19 protein-coding genes and 1 tRNA gene are annotated in these 18273 nt (G+C 55.9%); 14 read left to right on the forward strand and 6 right to left on the reverse strand.

What is annotated here, in order from left to right; genetic code table 11:
- The first annotated feature begins 48 nt into the window (after positions 1-48).
- The 3 genes from ABTW55_RS20615 to yccX all read left to right on the forward strand — a co-directional run bounded on the left by ABTW55_RS20615 (position 49) and on the right by yccX (position 2219).
- The gene (locus ABTW55_RS20615) at positions 49-447 is read left to right on the forward strand and encodes a hypothetical protein (protein ID WP_146224402.1); all 399 of its coding nucleotides are present in this window, start codon (positions 49-51) and stop codon (positions 445-447) included.
- A gap of 373 nt (positions 448-820) precedes the next feature.
- Positions 821-1783, forward strand: coding sequence for an acyltransferase family protein (locus ABTW55_RS20620; RefSeq protein WP_060420516.1), 963 nt, complete (start codon positions 821-823; stop codon positions 1781-1783).
- Between the two features lie 157 nt (positions 1784-1940).
- Positions 1941-2219, forward strand: a complete 279-nt coding sequence (gene yccX, locus ABTW55_RS20625; RefSeq protein WP_033646563.1) for an acylphosphatase — start codon at positions 1941-1943, stop codon at positions 2217-2219.
- 34 nt (positions 2220-2253) lie between these two features.
- Here the strand turns inward: yccX and tusE are convergent, their stop codons facing one another.
- Together tusE and yccA are read right to left on the reverse strand one after the other, a co-directional pair.
- Positions 2254-2583, reverse strand: a complete 330-nt coding sequence (gene tusE, locus ABTW55_RS20630) for a sulfurtransferase TusE (RefSeq protein ID WP_004928095.1) — start codon at positions 2581-2583, stop codon at positions 2254-2256.
- A 111-nt stretch (positions 2584-2694) separates the two neighbouring features.
- Positions 2695-3354 (reverse strand): FtsH protease modulator YccA, encoded by a 660-nt coding sequence (gene yccA / locus ABTW55_RS20635; RefSeq protein WP_004928091.1) that lies wholly within the window; start codon positions 3352-3354, stop codon positions 2695-2697.
- A 230-nt stretch (positions 3355-3584) separates the two neighbouring features.
- Here yccA and ABTW55_RS20640 point away from each other — a divergent pair.
- Positions 3585-3672, forward strand: a tRNA-Ser gene (locus ABTW55_RS20640).
- Between the two features lie 227 nt (positions 3673-3899).
- Entirely contained in the window at positions 3900-4115 is a 216-nt protein-coding gene (locus ABTW55_RS20645) for a hypothetical protein (protein WP_016928277.1), read from the forward strand.
- 93 nt (positions 4116-4208) lie between these two features.
- Here ABTW55_RS20645 and ABTW55_RS20650 read toward each other — a convergent pair whose 3' ends face one another.
- Positions 4209-4691, reverse strand: coding sequence for a hypothetical protein (locus ABTW55_RS20650; protein WP_033654214.1), 483 nt, complete (start codon positions 4689-4691; stop codon positions 4209-4211).
- Positions 4692-5489 carry a winged helix-turn-helix domain-containing protein gene (locus tag ABTW55_RS20655; protein WP_060420519.1) on the reverse strand — a complete coding sequence of 266 codons (798 nt, stop codon included), beginning with the start codon at positions 5487-5489 and terminating at the stop codon, positions 4692-4694.
- 403 nt (positions 5490-5892) lie between these two features.
- Here ABTW55_RS20655 and ABTW55_RS20660 point away from each other — a divergent pair, with 403 nt between their 5' ends.
- The 5 genes from ABTW55_RS20660 (at position 5893) to ABTW55_RS20680 (ending at position 11612) form a co-directional block, all read left to right on the forward strand.
- On the forward strand, positions 5893-6504 hold the full coding sequence (locus ABTW55_RS20660; protein WP_060420521.1) for a response regulator transcription factor: 612 nt from the start codon (positions 5893-5895) through the stop codon (positions 6502-6504).
- Between the two features lie 181 nt (positions 6505-6685).
- Positions 6686-7270 carry a fimbrial protein gene (locus ABTW55_RS20665; RefSeq protein WP_033637910.1) on the forward strand — a complete coding sequence of 195 codons (585 nt, stop codon included), beginning with the start codon at positions 6686-6688 and terminating at the stop codon, positions 7268-7270.
- Between the two features lie 49 nt (positions 7271-7319).
- Complete coding sequence (locus ABTW55_RS20670) at positions 7320-8015, forward strand: molecular chaperone (RefSeq protein ID WP_033637911.1); 696 nt, start codon at positions 7320-7322, stop codon at positions 8013-8015.
- 15 nt (positions 8016-8030) lie between these two features.
- Positions 8031-10523: a fimbria/pilus outer membrane usher protein gene (locus ABTW55_RS20675; protein WP_060420523.1), complete on the forward strand. Its 2493-nt coding sequence runs from the start codon at positions 8031-8033 to the stop codon at positions 10521-10523.
- A gap of 18 nt (positions 10524-10541) precedes the next feature.
- Complete coding sequence (locus tag ABTW55_RS20680) at positions 10542-11612, forward strand: fimbrial protein (RefSeq protein ID WP_033654211.1); 1071 nt, start codon at positions 10542-10544, stop codon at positions 11610-11612.
- A gap of 48 nt (positions 11613-11660) precedes the next feature.
- On the opposite strand, the gene ABTW55_RS20685 is transcribed toward ABTW55_RS20680, so the two are convergent.
- Complete coding sequence (locus ABTW55_RS20685) at positions 11661-11921, reverse strand: DUF1471 domain-containing protein (RefSeq protein ID WP_033637916.1); 261 nt, start codon at positions 11919-11921, stop codon at positions 11661-11663.
- Between the two features lie 150 nt (positions 11922-12071).
- Here ABTW55_RS20685 and ABTW55_RS20690 point away from each other — a divergent pair, with 150 nt between their 5' ends.
- Positions 12072-13001: a LysR substrate-binding domain-containing protein gene (locus ABTW55_RS20690; protein WP_033646557.1), complete on the forward strand. Its 930-nt coding sequence runs from the start codon at positions 12072-12074 to the stop codon at positions 12999-13001.
- Between the two features lie 7 nt (positions 13002-13008).
- On the opposite strand, the gene soxR is transcribed toward ABTW55_RS20690, so the two are convergent.
- Positions 13009-13479, reverse strand: a complete 471-nt coding sequence (gene soxR, locus ABTW55_RS20695) for a redox-sensitive transcriptional activator SoxR (RefSeq protein WP_033637918.1) — start codon at positions 13477-13479, stop codon at positions 13009-13011.
- 144 nt (positions 13480-13623) lie between these two features.
- Here soxR and ABTW55_RS20700 point away from each other — a divergent pair, with 144 nt between their 5' ends.
- From ABTW55_RS20700 to ABTW55_RS20710, 3 genes are read left to right on the forward strand one after another with little or no spacing between them, the layout of a single operon-like run.
- The gene (locus tag ABTW55_RS20700) at positions 13624-14052 is read left to right on the forward strand and encodes a DoxX family protein (RefSeq protein WP_033654208.1); all 429 of its coding nucleotides are present in this window, start codon (positions 13624-13626) and stop codon (positions 14050-14052) included.
- Positions 14049-15134, forward strand: coding sequence for an efflux RND transporter periplasmic adaptor subunit (locus ABTW55_RS20705; RefSeq protein WP_033646555.1), 1086 nt, complete (start codon positions 14049-14051; stop codon positions 15132-15134). Before ABTW55_RS20700 ends, ABTW55_RS20705 begins: the two co-directional genes overlap by 4 nt.
- Positions 15135-15144: 10 nt before the next feature.
- Positions 15145-18225 (forward strand): MexW/MexI family multidrug efflux RND transporter permease subunit, encoded by a 3081-nt coding sequence (locus ABTW55_RS20710; RefSeq protein WP_350429304.1) that lies wholly within the window; start codon positions 15145-15147, stop codon positions 18223-18225.
- The last annotated feature ends 48 nt before the right edge of the window (positions 18226-18273 follow it).

Below are 18273 nucleotides of genomic sequence, written 5' to 3' on the forward strand. Positions count from 1 at the left end.
AAAAAGATTTTGGATGTTTTTACAATATAACGTAAAGGGAATGTACCGGTGAGATTTTTTTTATTTTTCATTTTTTTGATTTCGGCTAACATAGCATTCGCTAACGAGTGGGTTTTTATTGAAGATGAAAATGCTATAAGTGATGGGGTATTAAAGGTTTCTGTCCAGGGTGGACATTATAAGATTTCATTCCCTCCCTCTGCCAACCCTAATTCAGGTTCTGTGTCGATTAATGGTGAGCGATTTTACGGCAACCGCTCTTTTGGATTCGACGGTAATCAAGCGGACAGAATGATTGAAATGCTCTTAAAGGTAAAGAGTGCTCAGGTCGAATACGATGATCGTTTTAAAACGAAAGTCGTTCGCAAGTCGATTGATTTTTCAGATGTTACAACACCCATTGAAAACTTGAAAAATAAAAACCATTATCATCTCTCCCATAAGTGATGATAGGGCAGACGTCTGTAACTTGAAAGCGGAATAGCGCTGTCACGTGGCAGCTCGACGTCAGGTGCGAACAACGATGACAGGGTGACGGCACTTTCTTGTGAGTAAGCAATCTCATCGTTCAAGAACGTGGATTGAAAATCACCATTTTTTAATCGACTGATTGTTAGTGTTTTTTTTTGCACGATTGTGAGTGATTGGCTACAGGTTTCCGTTTGTCTCACGAAGGGAAATCTATCTGCTGGTTGATGGAGTTGTAAGTGATTTGTAGGTTTTTTGTGAGTTTTAGGGTTTTTCTCATTGGCAAAAATCTTAACTTAATCTGTTATTGAGCACCTGATGTTTATTATGCAGATATTAGGATTTTTCTTAAATGTCTAAAGAAAGAAGCTTGTCGTTTGATTTTTTGAAAGGGTTGCTTATCTTGCTCGTCATCGTGGGACATTTATTGCCAGGCAGCGCTGATGTCGGTTTGCGTGGGGCAATATATTATTTTCATATGCCGCTTTTTCTAGGGGTGACGGGCTACTTTGTTCGGCGTTATTTTCTTGATGGCGGTGTGATTAGCGTGCTGAAAAAGTATCAGTGGCGCATGATAATTCCTTATATGTTGGCGTTCGTTGTTTACAGCGTTTATTCTCTTTACTCCTCAGAAGAAGTCGGTTTAAAGCAGTTCATCGGTCTATTTCTTTACCCCTACTATCATCTTTGGTATATCCCAGCAGTGATCATATTCGTGCTATATACTATGGTCATTTACAAGAGTAATTTCTTAATTGGTTTCTTTCTGTTCACTTCCGCGGCGTTATCTATTGTCTGGTACTGTTACACCGACACGCTGGAAAACCAATATGCCTGGCTGAAATTCATTGGTGATAAGCGTTTCTATTATTACTACTCCTTCTTTTTATTAGGTTTCCTGGTCGGGGATAAGAATTTTCACGGTAACCCGCTGGCGTTGTTCGCTATCGCGTTGGTCGTAGGCATATTAGGGTACTATGAACCGAACGAGGCACTGCTGGATGCAGCCTCATGGTTTGCCTTTAATGCTGCGCTGTTGCTGTTGATGGTGAGTTTGTGTAAACGCCTGAAGCTGAGAATTGAGGGCTTTGTGGTCAAAATGGGGCAGGTATCTCTACCTATTTATCTTTGGCATGTGTTACCCATTTTGCTTGTCGGAGCAATGGTCGATAAGGATACGCTAGGTTTTTATCTCAGCGTAACGGCCATTATTTTCGCTCTGGTCATCATATTTATCCGCTTGCGTGGCAAAAGCAGATTTATCGACTCTTTCTTTTACGGGGAAAGGGCCAACTGGCTACCTGCCGAAAAATAGCAAGTCTGTCCCGGCCGAGGGAGCTCGGCCGTCTACTTTTTACGTAAGCCTCTATTATACAAATTGTTGTCCTCTGGCTCCTTGCCTCTTTATCTTTTGATTGAGTTTCTATACTCAATACATACTTATTCTTTAGACAAGATAACAGGGGGCGATTATGACACAAGTTTGCATTGCTGCGTATGTGTATGGCGTGGTGCAGGGGGTTGGGTTTCGCTATTCCACCCAGCGGCAGGCCGAGGCGTTGGGGGTGACAGGCTATGCGCGCAATCTCGATGACGGCAGTGTTCAGGTGGTGGCCTGCGGCACACAGGCGCAGGTGGACAAGCTGCTGGAGTGGTTGAAACAGGGCGGCCCGCGCAGCGCGCGCGTCGAACGCGTGCTGGTGGAGCCGCAGGGCCTGGCTGATTACAGCGGGTTTGGCATTCGTTATTAAACGCTCGCCTGCAGCGGCGCTGCGGGCAGAGCGGTCAAATGCATTTTACCGGTTTCGGCAATCCGGCGATTTTGGTGGCTTGTTTGGCCGGCCCTTTCGGGAACAGGCGATACAGATAGCGGCTGTTGCCTTTTTCTTCGCCGTATTTCTGCGCCATCGCTTTGACCAGCATGCGGATAGCCGGTGAGGTATTAAATTCCTGATAGAAGTCGCGCACGAAACGCACCACTTCCCAGTGTGCTTCGGTGAGCACGATCTCTTCCTGCGCGGCCAGCAGCGGCGCCAGCCCTTCATGCCAGTCGGCGCTGTTTTTCAGATAACCCTGCGCGTCAGTGTCGATAACCTGACCTTCAAACTCCAACATACTGCCTCGATAACGGATAATTCGGAACGGCCGCCAGTTTAGCAAATTTTTTCAGCCGCAAAAAACAAAGCCCCGCCGGAGCGGGGCCTGGAAAGCTGGTGTAACGTGCGATCAGTTGCTGCGGGCGAAGCCCAGAATGCTCAACAGGCTGATGAACATGTTGTAGAGCGACACGTACAGGCTAACGGTGGCGCGAATGTAGTTGGTCTCGCCGCCGTGAATGATGTTGCTGGTTTCCCACAGGATCGCGCCGGCGGAGAACAGGATGAACAGCGCGCTGATGGCCAGGTGCAGGGCAGGGATCTGCAGGAACAGGTTGGCGATCACCGCCACCAGCAGTACCACAAAACCTGCCATCATCATGCCGGACAGGAATGACATGTCTTTACGGGTGGTCAGCACATACGCCGAGCAGCAGAAGAACACCGCTGCGGTGCCGCCCAGCGCCAGCATGATCAGATCGCCCGCGCCGGCGTTCAGGAACGAGCTGAGAATGGGGCCGAGGGCATACCCCATGAAACCGGTCAGCGCAAACGCCGCCAGAATGCCTGCCGGGCTGTTGGCCAGTTTATGGGTCAGGAACATCAGGCCGTAGAAGCCAACCAGCATCAGCAGCAAGCCCGGTGCCGGCAGCCCCAGCATCGTGCTGGCGGTCGCGGTCAGCGCCGAGAAAGCCAGCGTCAGGGATAACAGGAAATAGGTGTTGCGCAGGACTTTATGCGTGCTGAGCAGCGAGTCGCGCGAAGAAGATGAGACGACAATGCGGTCCATAATGCTCTCTCTTATCAAGCCATCACAAAATAATCCCGATGATAGGCAGCGCAAGCGCTTGATTAAAGTTTGTTTACCAATCTTTACCCTTAGTTATCATTGTTGCAACAGCAGGGAGGAGCGGACGCGCGTTTGTTCGCCGTTTGCTGCGTCTTCGCCGATTTTTCGCGCGGTTGAACGCGCCCGGGCTTTACAAGCGAATGAGGTCTGTTTATAGTGCGCGTCGTTGCGGAGGGGTGGCCGAGTGGCTGAAGGCAACGGTCTTGAAAACCGTCGACGGGAAACCGTTCCAGAGTTCGAATCTCTGCTCCTCCGCCATACATTCTGACCCCGTGCTCACTGAGCACGGGGTTTTTGTTTTTGCGTGCGCAGAAACCGAGGCGCTTTTGCAGGAAACGCGATCGGCTATTGATAAGGGCCACGCATCGGTGAGATTATGCGGTCATCAAGGTTGGCTGCTCGGATGCCTGCTGCTGTCAGGCACCGCCGGGGTGATAAACAACGCTGCCTTATCGATTTCGCTTAATGCTCTTATGGAGACAGAGATGAACTGGTATCAAGTCGCCCTATGGACCATGATCTTTCTGAAGTCCGGCGCTTTCCTGGTATTCGTGTGGTGGTGGATGTTCAAACGCGCGACCAAACCTTATGTGCGCCCGCAAGACGTCGTGGTGGACGATACGCCGTATGATGAGAACCTCACCATGGAAGAGGTGATGAAAAACCATGGCATCGTCCGTACGGATATGTCGGTAAAATAGCCCTTCCTCCCCAATCGGTATCTGGGGCGTGTTTGCCATAAGCGCGCCCCATTGCGATCCTTCGCTGTCTCTCTATGGCATTCTGTTCTCAGGTTAACGGCATAGCGTTACCGGGAAAAGCACGCCATGAACGATGTACGCATCTTGCCGAGCTTTACGCATCGAAAAAACGCCGTTCTTAATGCCGAGAGAGATCATGGGGATTTCCTGGGTCAGCTCATCCGGCGCGTTGTCGTCGGGCGTTTTACTGATTTCTCGGTGGGTGGTCATGTAAAACCCGTGATCTAACCTCTTTATATCAAAGTTTATTTTCCTATCCAGGCTGTAGGTTTTTCCTCTCACGGTGATGTCCCCACGCTGCACGATCATGGCATGATGTTCGTCATAGATGAATAAACTACCCGTCACTTTTAATTCCAGGTCATCGCCTGAAGCTAATCGTTTTTTAGTGATCGTATCGGCCTGGCAATTCATATGCACAGGCGCGGCGGGGGTTAAAATGCGAAACAGCACAATGAAGAGAATCACTGCCAAAAATCCGATAGTCAGCATTTTGGGGTTGAGCAATGCGGCCATTTATTTTCCGTTGAGAATTTTGTAGGTAACACACTGGGTATATCGATCTTGTGAGCCGAGATAACACACACCGAGGAAGGTGTTATAAGTCAACGTGTGTTTTACGGAGGAAAAATAGATGTCCGCTTTACTGGCTATACAATCCACACCGCTATCTTCTAGCGCCTGGTTGACCATGCGCTTTTCCAGTTCGTCATCAATATGCTTGTCTGCATCCAGAGAATACAAGGTGCAGCGGTCTTTTTTCCCTAACGAGATTAAATTTTCTCTGGGTTGATCAGGCGGTTCAACAGGATAGAACGCCGCGACGAACAACAGCGGAATAAATGCGCCGCAGATAGCGGCAATAGCGCGAATATTTACCTGTTTCTGCGGCGGCGTGTTATGTGATTCGGCAACCGACGGGAAAGACGAAAGCGGCACTGAGGCGGAATAAGGGGGAGTTTCGTTAACGGTTGCCTGCGGTGATGGGTAAATATCAATCATGGCGGTAAAGCAAAAACCGACTTTCGCCAGGGTCTTTATCGGGGAGGTTTCTCTCCCCAGCAGTTTGAACGCTTTCCTTATTTCACTGACGGCTACATTGAGGCTGATCGATGAGCCTGAAAAACCATACTCTTCCCATACCTTTTTTATCAATACCTCACGTTTCAATGGGATATTCGGATGAGTCAGCATTTCAATTAACAGGCGCGAGGCCGGATTGGATATCCGTATCGATGACTCATCGTTATCAATGAGTTGGAGACGACACGCATTTGCGTCATAGATTACGCAGAGGTCGATAATATATTTCATGTATTCAGGTTTTTATAATGGTATAGGCTTCCAGGTCGCGGCTAGTATTTAGTGAAACGTCGGTCAGGTCAAGGTTCTGGGAGGGAAACATAAATAATTCAGGGTGTTTTTTATTTCTTCGACGAACAGAATGCATGGTGCATTGCTCTTTTTATTATGCTTAACAGAGTTAAATTCTGAAAAAATCTAATTTATTAGATTATAATAATTAAAATTTGCGTTAATAAAAATAATGTTCCTGTTGTTAATGATTTGATGCAGAATTATCTTAGTGTTTTACGGCGCCTGCTTATGTGCCGGGCGCTTATTGATGGCTCCCAAACGGCAATGCGATTTTTCCAAGAAAACGGCAGGTATTTAGTGCAAGGCATCGCCGTTTTCTTTAGCCATGGATGGAGGAAGTATGCTCAGTATCGGTATCGTATCTGAAAACATCTTTTTCAGAGAGGCGATGAAAAGGATATTGGCGCCAAGGATTTTTCATAAGGATCACGTTATTGCTTACTACGACGATCTGCCTTTGGCCATGGGGCGAAATTGCCAGGATATTCTGATCGTCGATGATGCGATAAAAAGCCTGTTGCGTTTCAGCATGGCGGCAGCGTTATTGTCTGCTATTCATGGCGTGAAAATTTTTTTGACGACAGAAGAGAAGCGTCGTCTGTTATTTCTTTCTGTCACGCGTGATGTGGTGGTGCTCGATAAAAGAGTGCGAGTTCCCGACATGAATAAGGAATTGTCTTTGCTGCTGGCTAATATTTCGCAGCATTCTGCATTAAATGGAAACGTTGAGGGTGGGGCGGCCCGCAATACGAAAAGTTGCCTGACTGAAAGTGAAGTGAAAACGCTTCATTTGCTTTCTTTCGGCTATACGGTGACCCAGGTATCCCGAATGCTTGATAAAAGCGTAAAAACGGTCAGCACGCAGAAATGCAGTGCATTACGCAAAATGGGATTGAAGAATCGGGTGCACAATTTATTGGACATTTCATCCGGTTTCTCGGCGGTTATCTAGGAGTTCGTTATTTTGTCGCTTTTATTATCGGCTGATGAATAACGCTATGGCTTGATTTTATAAAAACAGGAATGTGTTCACCCTTTTGCCTCTGTATTACGGGGAGGGATTGTTTCATCCCGCCAGCAGCGGCTGCTTTTTATTTATTCTCTCAAACCAAACTGTTATGGAGTTTTATCTCATGATGAAGAAGATGCTTTCTGTTGCAATCATGGCGGCCGCGGTCGCTGCGCCTGTGGCTTTTGCTGAAGACAATTCCGCCGGTGGCGTGATTAACTTTACCGGCGCCATTACCGACACCACCTGTACGATTAACGGCGGCAAGAGCGCGGATTTCACCGTAGCACTGAGCCCGATCTCGGTGACCGACGCGGGTAACACCGTCGGGCCAATCACCAAGAACAAGAAGTCCTTCTCGTTGACCTTCTCCGGCTGTTCGCCGGCGGCCGGTACCGCAGGCACCCCGCTGAAAATCTACTTCTCCTCCGCGGATAACATCTCCACCGACGGCAAATATTTGCTGAACAACTCGGTCAACGAGAACGACGCTTCCGTCGCGAAGAACGTAGGCTTCTCTCTGGCGGAAACCGGTTCTTCCACCCCGATCCAGCTGAACGTGCCTTATGTCACCGACATCATGGGCGACAAAGAGGCGCCGGATTCAGAAACCCTGACGCTGGACGCGTACTACTACAAAACCAACGCCGAAGCGGCAAAAGTGGGCGCTCTGAGCTCCAACGTGACTTACACCATTTCTTACCTGTAATCGCGCTGACAGCCAGGCCCTTGATAGGGCCTGGCCACCCGGGGGAACGATGAAAAAATACATGATGATAGCGGCGCTGTTGCTGGGTTCCGTTGGCGCGCAGGCCAATGTGGTGGTTAACGGCACGCGGGTGATCTACCCGGCAAACAACAAGGACGTGATTGTCCAATTGCTGAATAACGGTACCGACCCCTCGCTGGTTCAGGCCTGGATCGACGACGGCGATATCAATTCCACCCCGGAAACCGCCAATGTGCCGTTTTTGCTGTCGCCGCCGGTGGTGAAAGTGAACGGCAACAGCGGGCAGCAACTGCGTATTCAGAAAGTTGGCGCCGCGTTGGCGGCGGATCGTGAATCGGTGTTCTACCTCAACGTGCTGGATATCCCGCCGACGCCGGAAAACCTGCAGGGCACCAATACGCTGCAGCTGGCGATCAAGTCGCGCATCAAACTGTTCTACCGCCCGCAGGCGTTAACCCGCGGCGTGGAAAATGCGTTGGAAGAACTGACGCTGCAAGCCAATGGCAAAGGCTTCAACGTCATCAATAAAAGCCCGTATTTCATTACGGTAGCGAATATAGGCCAGGGTGCGGACAAGCATCTGCTGGTTGATTCGCTGATGGTCGCGCCGTTTTCCACCCAGTTTGCCGCCAGCAAACGAGCGGTTAGCAAAAACGCCCGTTATGACCTGATGTATATCGACGATCTGGGGGCTTACAAGTCTAAAGCCATCACCGCACACTAACCTGAAAGAACAACAATGAAGCTGAATAAAAAAGTCCTCTCGCTGCTGACCGCCTCTTCATTCTTGTTGCCGGATACGGCCTGGACGGTGACGTTCGATACGTCGCTGTTGGCCGGCGAATCGCGCGATTCCGATCTCTCGCGTTTTTACCTCAATAATGACATGCCTGCCGGCCGGCAGGAGATCGATGTGTATGTCAACCATGACTGGAAAGGGCGCTATGCGCTGCTGTTTGGCACCCAACGCGACGATATCCAAATCGACTACCAGGATGCGCAGCGGCTGGGCATCGATCTGAGTCAATTGCCGACGCCTCAGGCGCCCCAGACGACGCTGTCGATCGCCACGCTGGTGCAGGGCGGCCGGTTCGATATGGACGTCGGCGCGCTGAGCCTGCGGCTGACGGTGCCGCAGGCGCGGGTCAACCGATCGGAGGCGGGATACGTGGATCCAGCCTTCTGGAATCGCGGCATCTCCGCATTGACGCTGGCCTACAACGCGACGTACTACCACGCCGAGGCGCGCGGCGACGGCAATCGCAGCAACAACGACGATTTTTATACCGGGCTGGAATCCGGGATCAATCTGGCCGGTTGGCAATTTCGCGACAGCAGCAGCTTTCGCCACGGCAGCGGGCGGGGGAGCCACTGGCAGAATAACACGCGCTATCTGCAGCGCGGCTTCGCCGACATCAAATCCAACCTGACCGCCGGCGATTTTTATTCGCCGGGGGATCTGTTCGACTCGGTGCGCATCCGCGGGGTGGCGCTGGCGTCGGACATCAGCATGCGCCCCAACTCGCAGCAGGGCTTTTCACCGATCGTGCGGGGCGTGGCGCAAACCAACGCCCTGGTGAAAGTGGTGCAGAACGGCAACGTGATCTACCAGGAAAACGTGCCGCCGGGCGCCTTTACCCTCGACAGCATTCAGCCGACCGGCTCGGCGGGCGATCTGTGGGTAACGGTCAAAGAGGCGGATGGGCGTGAACAGTCGTTCAGCGTGCCGTTTTCCGCCGTACCCAACATGTTGAAACAGGGCGTCAGCCAATACAGCGTGCTGGCCGGCAAGGTGAACGAAAGCAATACCGATTACGATCCCGGCTTTGTGCAGGGCACCCTGCAGTACGGTTTCAACAACCTGGTAACCGGCTATGCCGGCAGCATTTTGAGCGACGACTATCAGGCCTGGCTGCTCGGCAGCGGCTGGAACCTGCCGATAGGGGCGGTGTCCATCGACCTGACGCATGCCGATACCCGCCTGAAAAACCGCCGTGAAAGCGGGCAGAGCTTCCGTATCGCCTACAGTAAATTTCTCGATGCCACCGCGACCAACTTCACGCTGGCGGCCTACCGTTACTCCACCCGCGGTTACTACAGCTTTACCGACGCCATTTACTCTAATGACGGTTACCGCCAGCTGGAACGGCAGTTTGACCGCTGGCGCGACGAGGAGGGTTTGTCCGAACTGGATATGAACACCTGGGATGCGCTACGGTCCGCCCGGCCGAAAAATACCTTTACGCTTAACCTGAACCAGCGTCTTAACGAAGGGTGGGGCACGCTGTTCTTCTCCGGCTCCCAGCGCGATTACTGGACGGCCAACGCGAAAAGCCGCGAATACCAGCTGGGGTACTCCAACAATCTGGGGCGCGTCAGCTACTCCGTTTCCGCCAGCCGGGTGCGCAACAGCCAGCGTGAGGAAGAGACGCGTTATTACCTGTCGTTCAGCCTGCCGCTGTCGGTGTTCGACAACAACGCCTACCTCAGCACCGGCCTGTCGGCGACGGACTCTCACTATCAGCAAAGCACGGTCAGCCTGAGCGGCAACGCGCTGGAGTCCAACCGTCTGAGCTACTCGTTGAACGGCAGCAATCGCAGCGGCGGCGACAACATGGCCGGCGTCAATGCGGCCTACCGCACCCGTGTCTCGACGCTTGGCGTCTCCTACAGCGAAGGCAACGATTATCGCCAGAGTGGCCTCAGTGCGCGCGGCAGCCTGGTGGCGATCCCCTGGCATGTGCTGGCGTCGAACGAAATCGGCAACACCATGACGGTGGTCGAGGCGCCGCAGGCCGAAGGGCTGATGGTCAACGGTGATGAAAGCATCGTGACCAACGCCCAGGGCCTGGCGCTGGTGCCCTATGCCACGCCATACCGGCAAAACTCGGTCACGCTGTCGGATACCGGCCACAGCAGCGGGGCGGAAATCAGCGGCAACGTCGCCAACCACGTGCCTTACTACGGCGCGGTCAGCTACCTGAAATTCGAAACCGATCAACGTCAGCCATTCCAGCTGCGGGCGCAGCGCGCCGATGGTGCACCGCTGCCGTTCGGCGCCGAAGTGCTGGATGAAAACGGCCGGTCGATAGGCTTTGTCGGCCAGGCCAGCGTGCTGTACCTGCGCGTCGAACAGCCGCCAACGGCGTTGACGGTGCAACTGCGCGACGGCCGTTGCCGCATCGCCAAACCGACTCTGGCGCTCGACGCGTCGCCCGGCGTTTGCCGCTAATACAGGATAACCGAACCTATGATCAGGCTGATTTTTTTGCTGCTGCTGTCCGGACTGTTCAGCGGCTATAGCTATGCCACCTGTTTTGGCAAAGGGATCTCATTTGCACCGGCTTTGAATGTCGATCTCTCCGATAAGCTGAATGCCAACACCCCGGTGTGGGAGGAGCAATACAGCACCCAATATGTCGGCACTTTCGACTGCAGTTCTTCAAAGAGCAAATTTACCTATACGCTCAAGCTGTCGCCCGATAATAAGAATGCGGCTATTTTTGGTTTTAACAACGGCACGCAGTGGATACGCGCGCAAATCGTCAATAAGATTGGCGATCGTGAACTGTCAAAGCGCGGCGAACATTCCGCCGCCGAGTTAAATACGCCGATGACCGTGCGCTACTCATTAGAATCGAAGCCCAAAAATGGCCGTGTGGTGCCGGGGGATACGCTGATGCTGGATGACGCGCTGATGGTCTCGGACATTACCGGCATAAAGATATGGGAATTGCCGATTTGGCTGTTGCAGCAAGTCGGGAAAATACTCAGTTGGCTCCTGACCGGCAACTGGCCTTATGACGAACGCGATATGTATGGCCAGCCGATGAACATCAAATACGCGCCCAAAACCACCACCTGCCGTTTCGACAACGCCGGCCTGACGGTCAGATTGCCGAAAATGGGCGTGGCGCAGGTGCTGAATAACAACCAACCCGGCTACACGCCGTTCTCGCTGAACATCAGCTGCCAGAACATGCAGCAGGAAGGTATCGCCGATCGTACCGTCGAGATGTTCCTGTCCAGCAATAACCTGCTGGCCTCCGACGCCAGCGTGCTGACCAATGCCAACGCGAGCGGCGCGCAAGGGGTGGGGCTGCGCCTGGTCAAACGCGATATGCCGAGCTCGCCGGTGATACTGTCGCCCTCCAATGTCGATCGCGGCAGCGCCACCTCATTGTTTCACGTCGCCGCCGGCGGCAGCCTGAACAGTCACTTTATCATCGGCATGGGCGCTTATTATTACCCTTATCAGCGCGATGGCGTGACGCAGGGTGAAATCAACACCTCGGCCACGCTGAACATTATTTATCCCTGATGAATGGGCGGGTGCAAAAAAACCGGCAGCCGCCGCTGCCGGGGTTGGTTATTGATAAGTCATCGCGCTGGCGTGCAGCTTGTTATTGCCTACGATCGCGATGATTTTGTAGTAACGGGCGCCAGCCTTGGCGGTTTTGTCCGCCAACATCTTTTCCGCATCGCTCAGATTCGCGGCACCGCTAACGGTAATCACCTGGCGCGGCGTCAGGGCGTCCGCCTGTTGACTATTGATTTGCGTTGCCGCGACTGTTGCGCCTGAAAAGACAAAAGCCCCTAGCAGCATCGTTTTCAACATGACGTTCTTCATGATGTTCTCCCCAAGCGCAATACGCTTGTTCTTTGCTATGGTTGAATCTTTTTGTTTCGTTATGCTAAAGGATAAGCAGCGAGGTGTCGGCGCGGTAGTGCCTGAAAGCGTAATGCATCGTTTCCAAACTGGAAACGATAAGGAGGGGGCATGCAGGATTTGAACGATCTTCAACTGTTTGCTTTGGTGGTGCGACATGGTGGTTTCGCCGCAGCCGAGCGGGCGAGCGGCGAAGCCAAATCCAAACTCAGCAAACGCGTGGCTCGTCTGGAGGCGAGTTACGGTGCGCGGTTAATCGAACGTTCGACGCGCAGTTTCCGCGTCACGGATATTGGCCGCGATGTGTATCGGCAGTGTGAGGCGATTATCGAGCGGTTGGAGGCGACCGATGCCATTGTCGCCCGTGCGCGCGACGAAGTGAGCGGCTGCCTGCGCATCAGTTCGCCGCCCGGTTTGATGCAGTATTATAATTCCCATCTGCTGTTGGGGTTTATGGCGCGTTACCCGGACGTGCGCGTACAACTGTTGATCCATGAGCGCCATGTGGATCTGATCAACGAAAAGATCGATGTGGCGTTTCGCATTACGAGTCATTTCGACCAGGATCAATCATTGATAAAGCGCGATCTTGGCGTACGGCAACGCATTTTGGTCGCCGGCGCGCAGCTGGTGGAGAAAGCCGGCGGCTTGCCGCAGTCGTTCGAACAGCTGGCCAGCTTGCCGACGTTGTCGATGGGGGAGTGGCTGGATCGCGATCGATGGGAATTCGAGGATAATGCAGGCAATCAACGTACTTTCGTTCACGTCCCCCGGCTGTGTTGCGGGGATTACAGCACGTTGCATAGTGCGGCGATTGCCGGGATGGGCGTCGCGTTTTTGCCGATCCATTTGTGTGCCAACGAATTGCGAACGGGTCAACTGCTGCGTCTGCTGCCACAGTGGCGTGCGCCGAGCAGCATTGTTCATCTGGTGTTCACCAGCGGCAAAGGCCTGTTGCCGCCGGTGCGGGCGTTTATCGATCACAGCGTCGCGGTATTCGCCGAAGCCAATCGCCGCCTCTCGATGATGCCGGTTGCCTAGCCGCCTGTCACTGCCCATCCGGGTGTTCGAAAATATGCGCGCCGGCTCCTTGCCGGCCCAATATATCGTTCGGGTTGCGCAGCGGGCAGTCGGCGAGCGACAGGCAGCCGCAGCCGATGCAGCTATCGAGATGGTCGCGCAGTACCGTCAGCCGTTGAATACGCTCATCCAGCGTTTTGCGCCAGGCGGAGGACAGCACTCCCCATTGTTCTGAGGTCAGCTTGCTGCCGATGGGGAAACGGCTCAGCGCGGCGCGGATCTCTTCCAGCGGAATGCCCGCGCGCTGTGCGATCTTGATCACCGCGATATAGCGCAATACCACCGACGGATAACGCCGCTGATTGCCGGCGTTGCGCGTCGCCTGAATCAGCCCTTTACTCTCGTAGAAGTGCAGCGCGGATATCGCCACGCCGCTGCGTTTCGCCACTTCCCCGACGGTCAATAGCCGATTGGCGTCAATCGGTTCATTTCTTGCCATTTTATCTTCCTCAACTTGACCTCAAGTTAACCTGAGGTTTTATAGTTCAGCCTGCCGGGCTTGGCAACCGGCATCTCTCGAGACCTGCCCCCGTCTTATTGGGGAGAAGGATGGCTTTGGCTGTAAAATCAGGAAGAAACCGTTATGCAACGCTTTATCAACACCGCTCTGGACAGTTATTGGCTTTGGCTGCTCGCACGTCTGTGCTTGATGGTGATTTTCATCTCGTCGGGGCTCGCCAAGCTGTTCGACATCGAAGGGAGCCTGGCGGAGATGCGCGCCGCCGGTTTGCATCCGGCCTGGCTGTTCAACCTGGCGTCGGCGGCGGTGCTGCTGACAGGTTCGGTATTGATCCTGCTGAACCGGTGGGTGTGGCTGGGCGCCGGCATGCTGTCGGTGTTTCTGATCCTGACTATCGCGATCGTCCACACCTTCTGGAATATGTCCGCTCCCAATATGCAGATTTCTCTCTACTTCGCGCTGGAACACATCACGGTGATCGGCGGGCTGTGGGTGACGGCCATCGCCAGCCGTTTGCGTCAACGTCTGGCCAACACGCGTGAGGCTGCATGATGAAACGATATCTCATTATCGCGGCGCTGCTGGCGGTACTCGTCGTCGCTGCGGTAGCGATGCGTTCCACCGCGCGGCAAAGCGAAGGCGCGCCGGCCTATCCGCCGGTGAAAGTGGCGCTGGCGCCCGCACTGCGTGAACAGGCGGCGCGCAGCTACGCCGGCGTGGGCGAGCTGGAGGCGGCCAGCCAGGTGGAGGTGGCGGCGGAAACCAGCGGCCGCATCACGCGTATCCTGTTCGAATCCGGCCAAACGGTGCGGCAGGGGCAGTTGCTGGTGCAGCTCAACGATGCGGTCGAACAGGCTGAGCTGGTGCGTCTGCAGGCGCAATTGCGCAACGCCGATCTGCTGCTGGGGCGCATGCGAAAACTGATGAACCTCAACGCCACTGCGCGGCAACAGTTGGACGATGCGCTGGCCGAGCGGGATATGGCGCTTGGCGCGGTGCGGGAAACGCAGGCCAAAATTGCGCAGAAGGCGATCCGCGCGCCGTTTTCCGGCGTCATCGGCATTCGCCGCGTGCATGAAGGGCAATATCTTAACGCCGCCGAGGCGGTGGCGAACCTGGTGGACGCCGATACGCTGCGCGTCAACTTTTCGCTGGACGAACAAAGCAGCGCCGGGTTGGCGCCAGGCCAGGCGGTGTCGGTGCAGGTTGGGGCGTATCCCGATCGCGCTTTCCCCGCCGTCATTACCGCTATCGACCCGATGATCGGCAAATCCCGCACCGTGCAGGTGCAGGCGACGTTGACCAACCGTGAGGGATTGCTGAAGGCCGGCATGTACGCCGGCATTCGCGTCACGCAGCAGCAGCGCGTGGCGGTGCTGACGGTGCCGGAAACGGCGCTGACCTACACGGCCTACGGCGATACCGTGTTTCTGGCCCAGCAGGGTGAAAAGGGCATGACGGTCAAGCGCGTTTCGGTCACCGTGGGTGAGCGCAACGACGGGCGCGTCGAGATCGTCAATGGCCTGCAGGAAGGCGATCGGGTGGTGACTTCGGGCCAGCTCAAGCTGAGCGACGGCATGGCGGCCGAGCCGGTGGCGCAGGATACCCTGAACGCCGCCCAGGCCGGTTCCTGAGGAGAGACCGATGACATTTACCGATCTGTTCGTGCGTCGGCCGGTGCTGGCGCTGGTGGTCAGCACCCTGATCCTGCTGTTCGGCGCGCTGGCGCTCAGCAAGTTGCCGATCCGCCAATACCCGCTGCTGGAAAACTCGACCATTACCATCAGCACTGAATATCCCGGCGCGTCGTCCGAGCTGATGCAGGGCTTTGTCACGCAGCCGATCGCCCAGGCGGTGTCCTCCGTCGAGGGCGTTGACTACCTTTCTTCCTCTTCGGTGCAGGGGCGCAGCGTAGTGACGGTGCGCATGGCGCTGAACCGCGACTCCACCCAGGCGCTGACCGAAGTGATGGCCAAGGTCAATCAGGTGCGCTACAAGCTGCCGGAGCAGGCTTACGATCCGGTGATTGAACGTTCCGCCGGTGAGGCCACCGCCGTGGCTTATGTCGGCTTTTCCAGTAAAACGCTGTCCACGCCGGCGCTGAGCGAATACCTGACGCGGGTGGTGGAGCCGATGTTCACCACCATCGACGGCGTCGCCAAGGTGGAAGTGTTCGGCGGGCAAAAAATGGCGATGCGCCTGTGGCTGGACAGCGATCGGCTGGCCGGCCGCGGCCTGACCGCCGCCGACGTGGCCGACGCGGTGCGGCGCAACAACTACCAGGCGGCGCCGGGCAAGGTGAAAGGGCAGTATGTGGTTGCCAACGTGCGGGTGAATACCGATCTCACCAGCGTTGAGGAATTTCGCAATCTGGTGGTGCGCAACGACGGCAATGGCCTGGTGCGCTTAAAAGACGTCGGCACCGTGGAGCTGGGCGCCGCGGCCACGGAAACCAGCGCCCTGATGGATGGCGAACCGGCGGTGTTCCTCGGCGTCTTCCCTACGCCGACCGGCAACCCGCTGGTGATCGTCGACGGCATTCGCCACCTGATGCCGGCGATCGACAAGATGCAGCCGCCGGGCGTGAAGATGGCGCTGGCGTTCGAAACCGCGCGCTTTATTCAGGCCTCGATCGATGAAGTGGTGCATACCCTGCTCGAAGCGCTGGTGATCGTGGTGGCGGTGATCTACCTGTGTCTGGGGTCGCTGCGCACCGTGTTGATCCCGGTGGTGACCATTCCGCTGTCGATCCTTGGCGCTGCCGGGCTGATGTTGGCCTTCGGCTTCAGCGTCAATTTGCTGACGCTGCTGGCGATGGTTCTGGCGATCGGCCTGGTGGTGGACGACGCCATCGTGGTGGTGGAGAACGTGCATCGTCATATCGAAGAGGGGAAAACGCCGCTGGCGGCGGCGATGATCGGCGCGCGCGAGGTGGCGGGGCCGGTGATCGCCATGACCCTGACGTTGGCGGCGGTCTATGCGCCGATCGGCCTGATGGGCGGGCTGACCGGCGCGCTGTTTCGCGAGTTTGCGTTGACGCTGGCCGGGGCGGTAGTGGTGTCCGGCGTGGTGGCGCTGACGCTGTCGCCGGTGATGAGCTCGCTCCTGCTGCCGGCCAAACAGAGCGAAGGGCGCGTGGCGCACGCCGCCGAGTGGTTCTTCGGCGGTCTGACGCGGCGCTATGCGCGCGCGCTGGATTTTTCGTTGCGCCACCGTTGGTTGACCGGCGCGCTGGCGTTGCTGGTGATGATCAGCCTGCCGCTATTGTACCTGATGCCGCAGCGCGAGCTGGCGCCGACCGAGGATCAGGCCATCGTACTGACCGCCATCAAGGCGCCGCAGCACGCCAACCTGAACTATGTCGAACGCTTTGCCTACAAGCTGGACGAGGTTTACAACCGCATGCCGGAAACCGAAAGCCGCTGGATCATCAACGGCAGCGACGGCACGGCGTCCGGCATCGGCGGCATCAACCTGACGCTGTGGCAGGCGCGCCAGCGCTCGGCGTCGGCGGTGCAGGCCGATCTGCAACGGGCGGTGAACGACGTCGAAGGCACCAGCATTTTCGCCTTCCAACTGCCCGCTTTACCGGGCTCCACCGGCGGGCTGCCGGTGCAGATGGTGCTGCGCACGCCGCAGGACTATCCGCAGCTGTATCGCACCCTGGAAGAGGTGAAGCAGAATGCCAGAAACAGCGGCCTGTTTATGGTGGTGGACAGCGATCTGGACTACAACAACCCGCTGGCGGAGGTGCATATCGATCGCGCCAAGGCCAACAGTCTGGGGATCCGCATGAGCGACATCGGCGAATCGCTGGCGGTGCTGGTGGGGGAAAACTACCTCAACCGCTTCGGCATGGACGGCCGCGCCTATGACGTGATCCCGCAGAGCCTGCGCGAACAGCGGCTGACGCCGCAGGCGCTGGCGCGACAGTACGTCCGCACGCAGGACAATACGCTGGTGCCGCTCTCCACCGTGGTGTCGGTGGCCGTTAAGGTCGAGCCGAACAAGCTGACCCAGTTCAACCAGCAGAACGCCGCCACCCTGCAGGCCATTCCCGCGCCCGGTGTTTCGATGGGCGAAGCGGTGGCCTTCCTCGAACGGCAGGCCAATGCGCTGCCGGCCGAGTTTAGCCACGACTGGCAGGGGGATTCGCGCCAATATACCCAGGAAGGCAGCGCGCTGGCATTCGCGTTCCTGGCGGCGTTGGTGATCATCTATCTGGTGCTGGCGGCGCAGTACGAGAGCCTGAAAGATCCGCTGATCATCCTCATCACCGTGCCGCTGTCGATCTGCGGCGCCTTGCTGCCGCTGGCGCTGGGCTACGCCACGATGAACATCTATACCCAGGTCGGGCTGGTGACCCTGATCGGGCTGATCAGCAAGCACGGCATTTTGATGGTGGAGTTCTCCAACGAGTTGCAGATGCATCAGGGGCTGACGCGCCGCGCCGCGATTTTGCAGGCGGCGCAAATTCGCCTGCGGCCGGTGTTGATGACCACCGGGGCGATGGTGTTCGGCTTGATTCCGCTGCTGTTCGCCAGCGGCGCCGGCGCCGCCAGCCGCTTCGGCCTGGGGCTGGTGATCGTATCCGGCATGCTGGTGGGCACGCTGTTCACCCTGTTTGTGTTGCCGACGGTGTATACGCTGCTGGCGCGCGATCACGCGGTGGCGTCGCCCCGGCAGCGTGAACTGGCCGCGGCGCAAAAAGCGCTGGCGGAATAAACCGCCGGCGCCCGTATGAAAAATAAACCCGCCGCGGCGGGTTTTTTC

The sequence above is a fragment of the Serratia sp. SM04 genome (genome assembly GCF_040280225.1).
Lineage (GTDB): Bacteria > Pseudomonadota > Gammaproteobacteria > Enterobacterales > Enterobacteriaceae > Serratia > Serratia sarumanii.

Coding starts and splice junctions, on each gene's coding strand:
- ABTW55_RS20700 (WP_033654208.1), top strand. CDS start 13,624: ATGCAACGCTTTATCAACACCGCTCTGGACAGTTATTGGCTTTGGCTG.
- tusE (WP_004928095.1), bottom strand. CDS start 2,583: ATGTTGGAGTTTGAAGGTCAGGTTATCGACACTGACGCGCAGGGTTAT.
- ABTW55_RS20660 (WP_060420521.1), top strand. CDS start 5,893: ATGCTCAGTATCGGTATCGTATCTGAAAACATCTTTTTCAGAGAGGCG.
- ABTW55_RS20620 (WP_060420516.1), top strand. CDS start 821: ATGTCTAAAGAAAGAAGCTTGTCGTTTGATTTTTTGAAAGGGTTGCTT.
- ABTW55_RS20705 (WP_033646555.1), top strand. CDS start 14,049: ATGATGAAACGATATCTCATTATCGCGGCGCTGCTGGCGGTACTCGTC.
- ABTW55_RS20645 (WP_016928277.1), top strand. CDS start 3,900: ATGAACTGGTATCAAGTCGCCCTATGGACCATGATCTTTCTGAAGTCC.
- ABTW55_RS20685 (WP_033637916.1), bottom strand. CDS start 11,921: ATGAAGAACGTCATGTTGAAAACGATGCTGCTAGGGGCTTTTGTCTTT.
- ABTW55_RS20675 (WP_060420523.1), top strand. CDS start 8,031: ATGAAGCTGAATAAAAAAGTCCTCTCGCTGCTGACCGCCTCTTCATTC.
- ABTW55_RS20690 (WP_033646557.1), top strand. CDS start 12,072: ATGCAGGATTTGAACGATCTTCAACTGTTTGCTTTGGTGGTGCGACAT.
- ABTW55_RS20670 (WP_033637911.1), top strand. CDS start 7,320: ATGAAAAAATACATGATGATAGCGGCGCTGTTGCTGGGTTCCGTTGGC.
- ABTW55_RS20665 (WP_033637910.1), top strand. CDS start 6,686: ATGATGAAGAAGATGCTTTCTGTTGCAATCATGGCGGCCGCGGTCGCT.
- ABTW55_RS20680 (WP_033654211.1), top strand. CDS start 10,542: ATGATCAGGCTGATTTTTTTGCTGCTGCTGTCCGGACTGTTCAGCGGC.
- ABTW55_RS20710 (WP_350429304.1), top strand. CDS start 15,145: ATGACATTTACCGATCTGTTCGTGCGTCGGCCGGTGCTGGCGCTGGTG.
- ABTW55_RS20655 (WP_060420519.1), bottom strand. CDS start 5,489: ATGAAATATATTATCGACCTCTGCGTAATCTATGACGCAAATGCGTGT.
- ABTW55_RS20650 (WP_033654214.1), bottom strand. CDS start 4,691: ATGGCCGCATTGCTCAACCCCAAAATGCTGACTATCGGATTTTTGGCA.
- yccX (WP_033646563.1), top strand. CDS start 1,941: ATGACACAAGTTTGCATTGCTGCGTATGTGTATGGCGTGGTGCAGGGG.
- yccA (WP_004928091.1), bottom strand. CDS start 3,354: ATGGACCGCATTGTCGTCTCATCTTCTTCGCGCGACTCGCTGCTCAGC.
- soxR (WP_033637918.1), bottom strand. CDS start 13,479: ATGGCAAGAAATGAACCGATTGACGCCAATCGGCTATTGACCGTCGGG.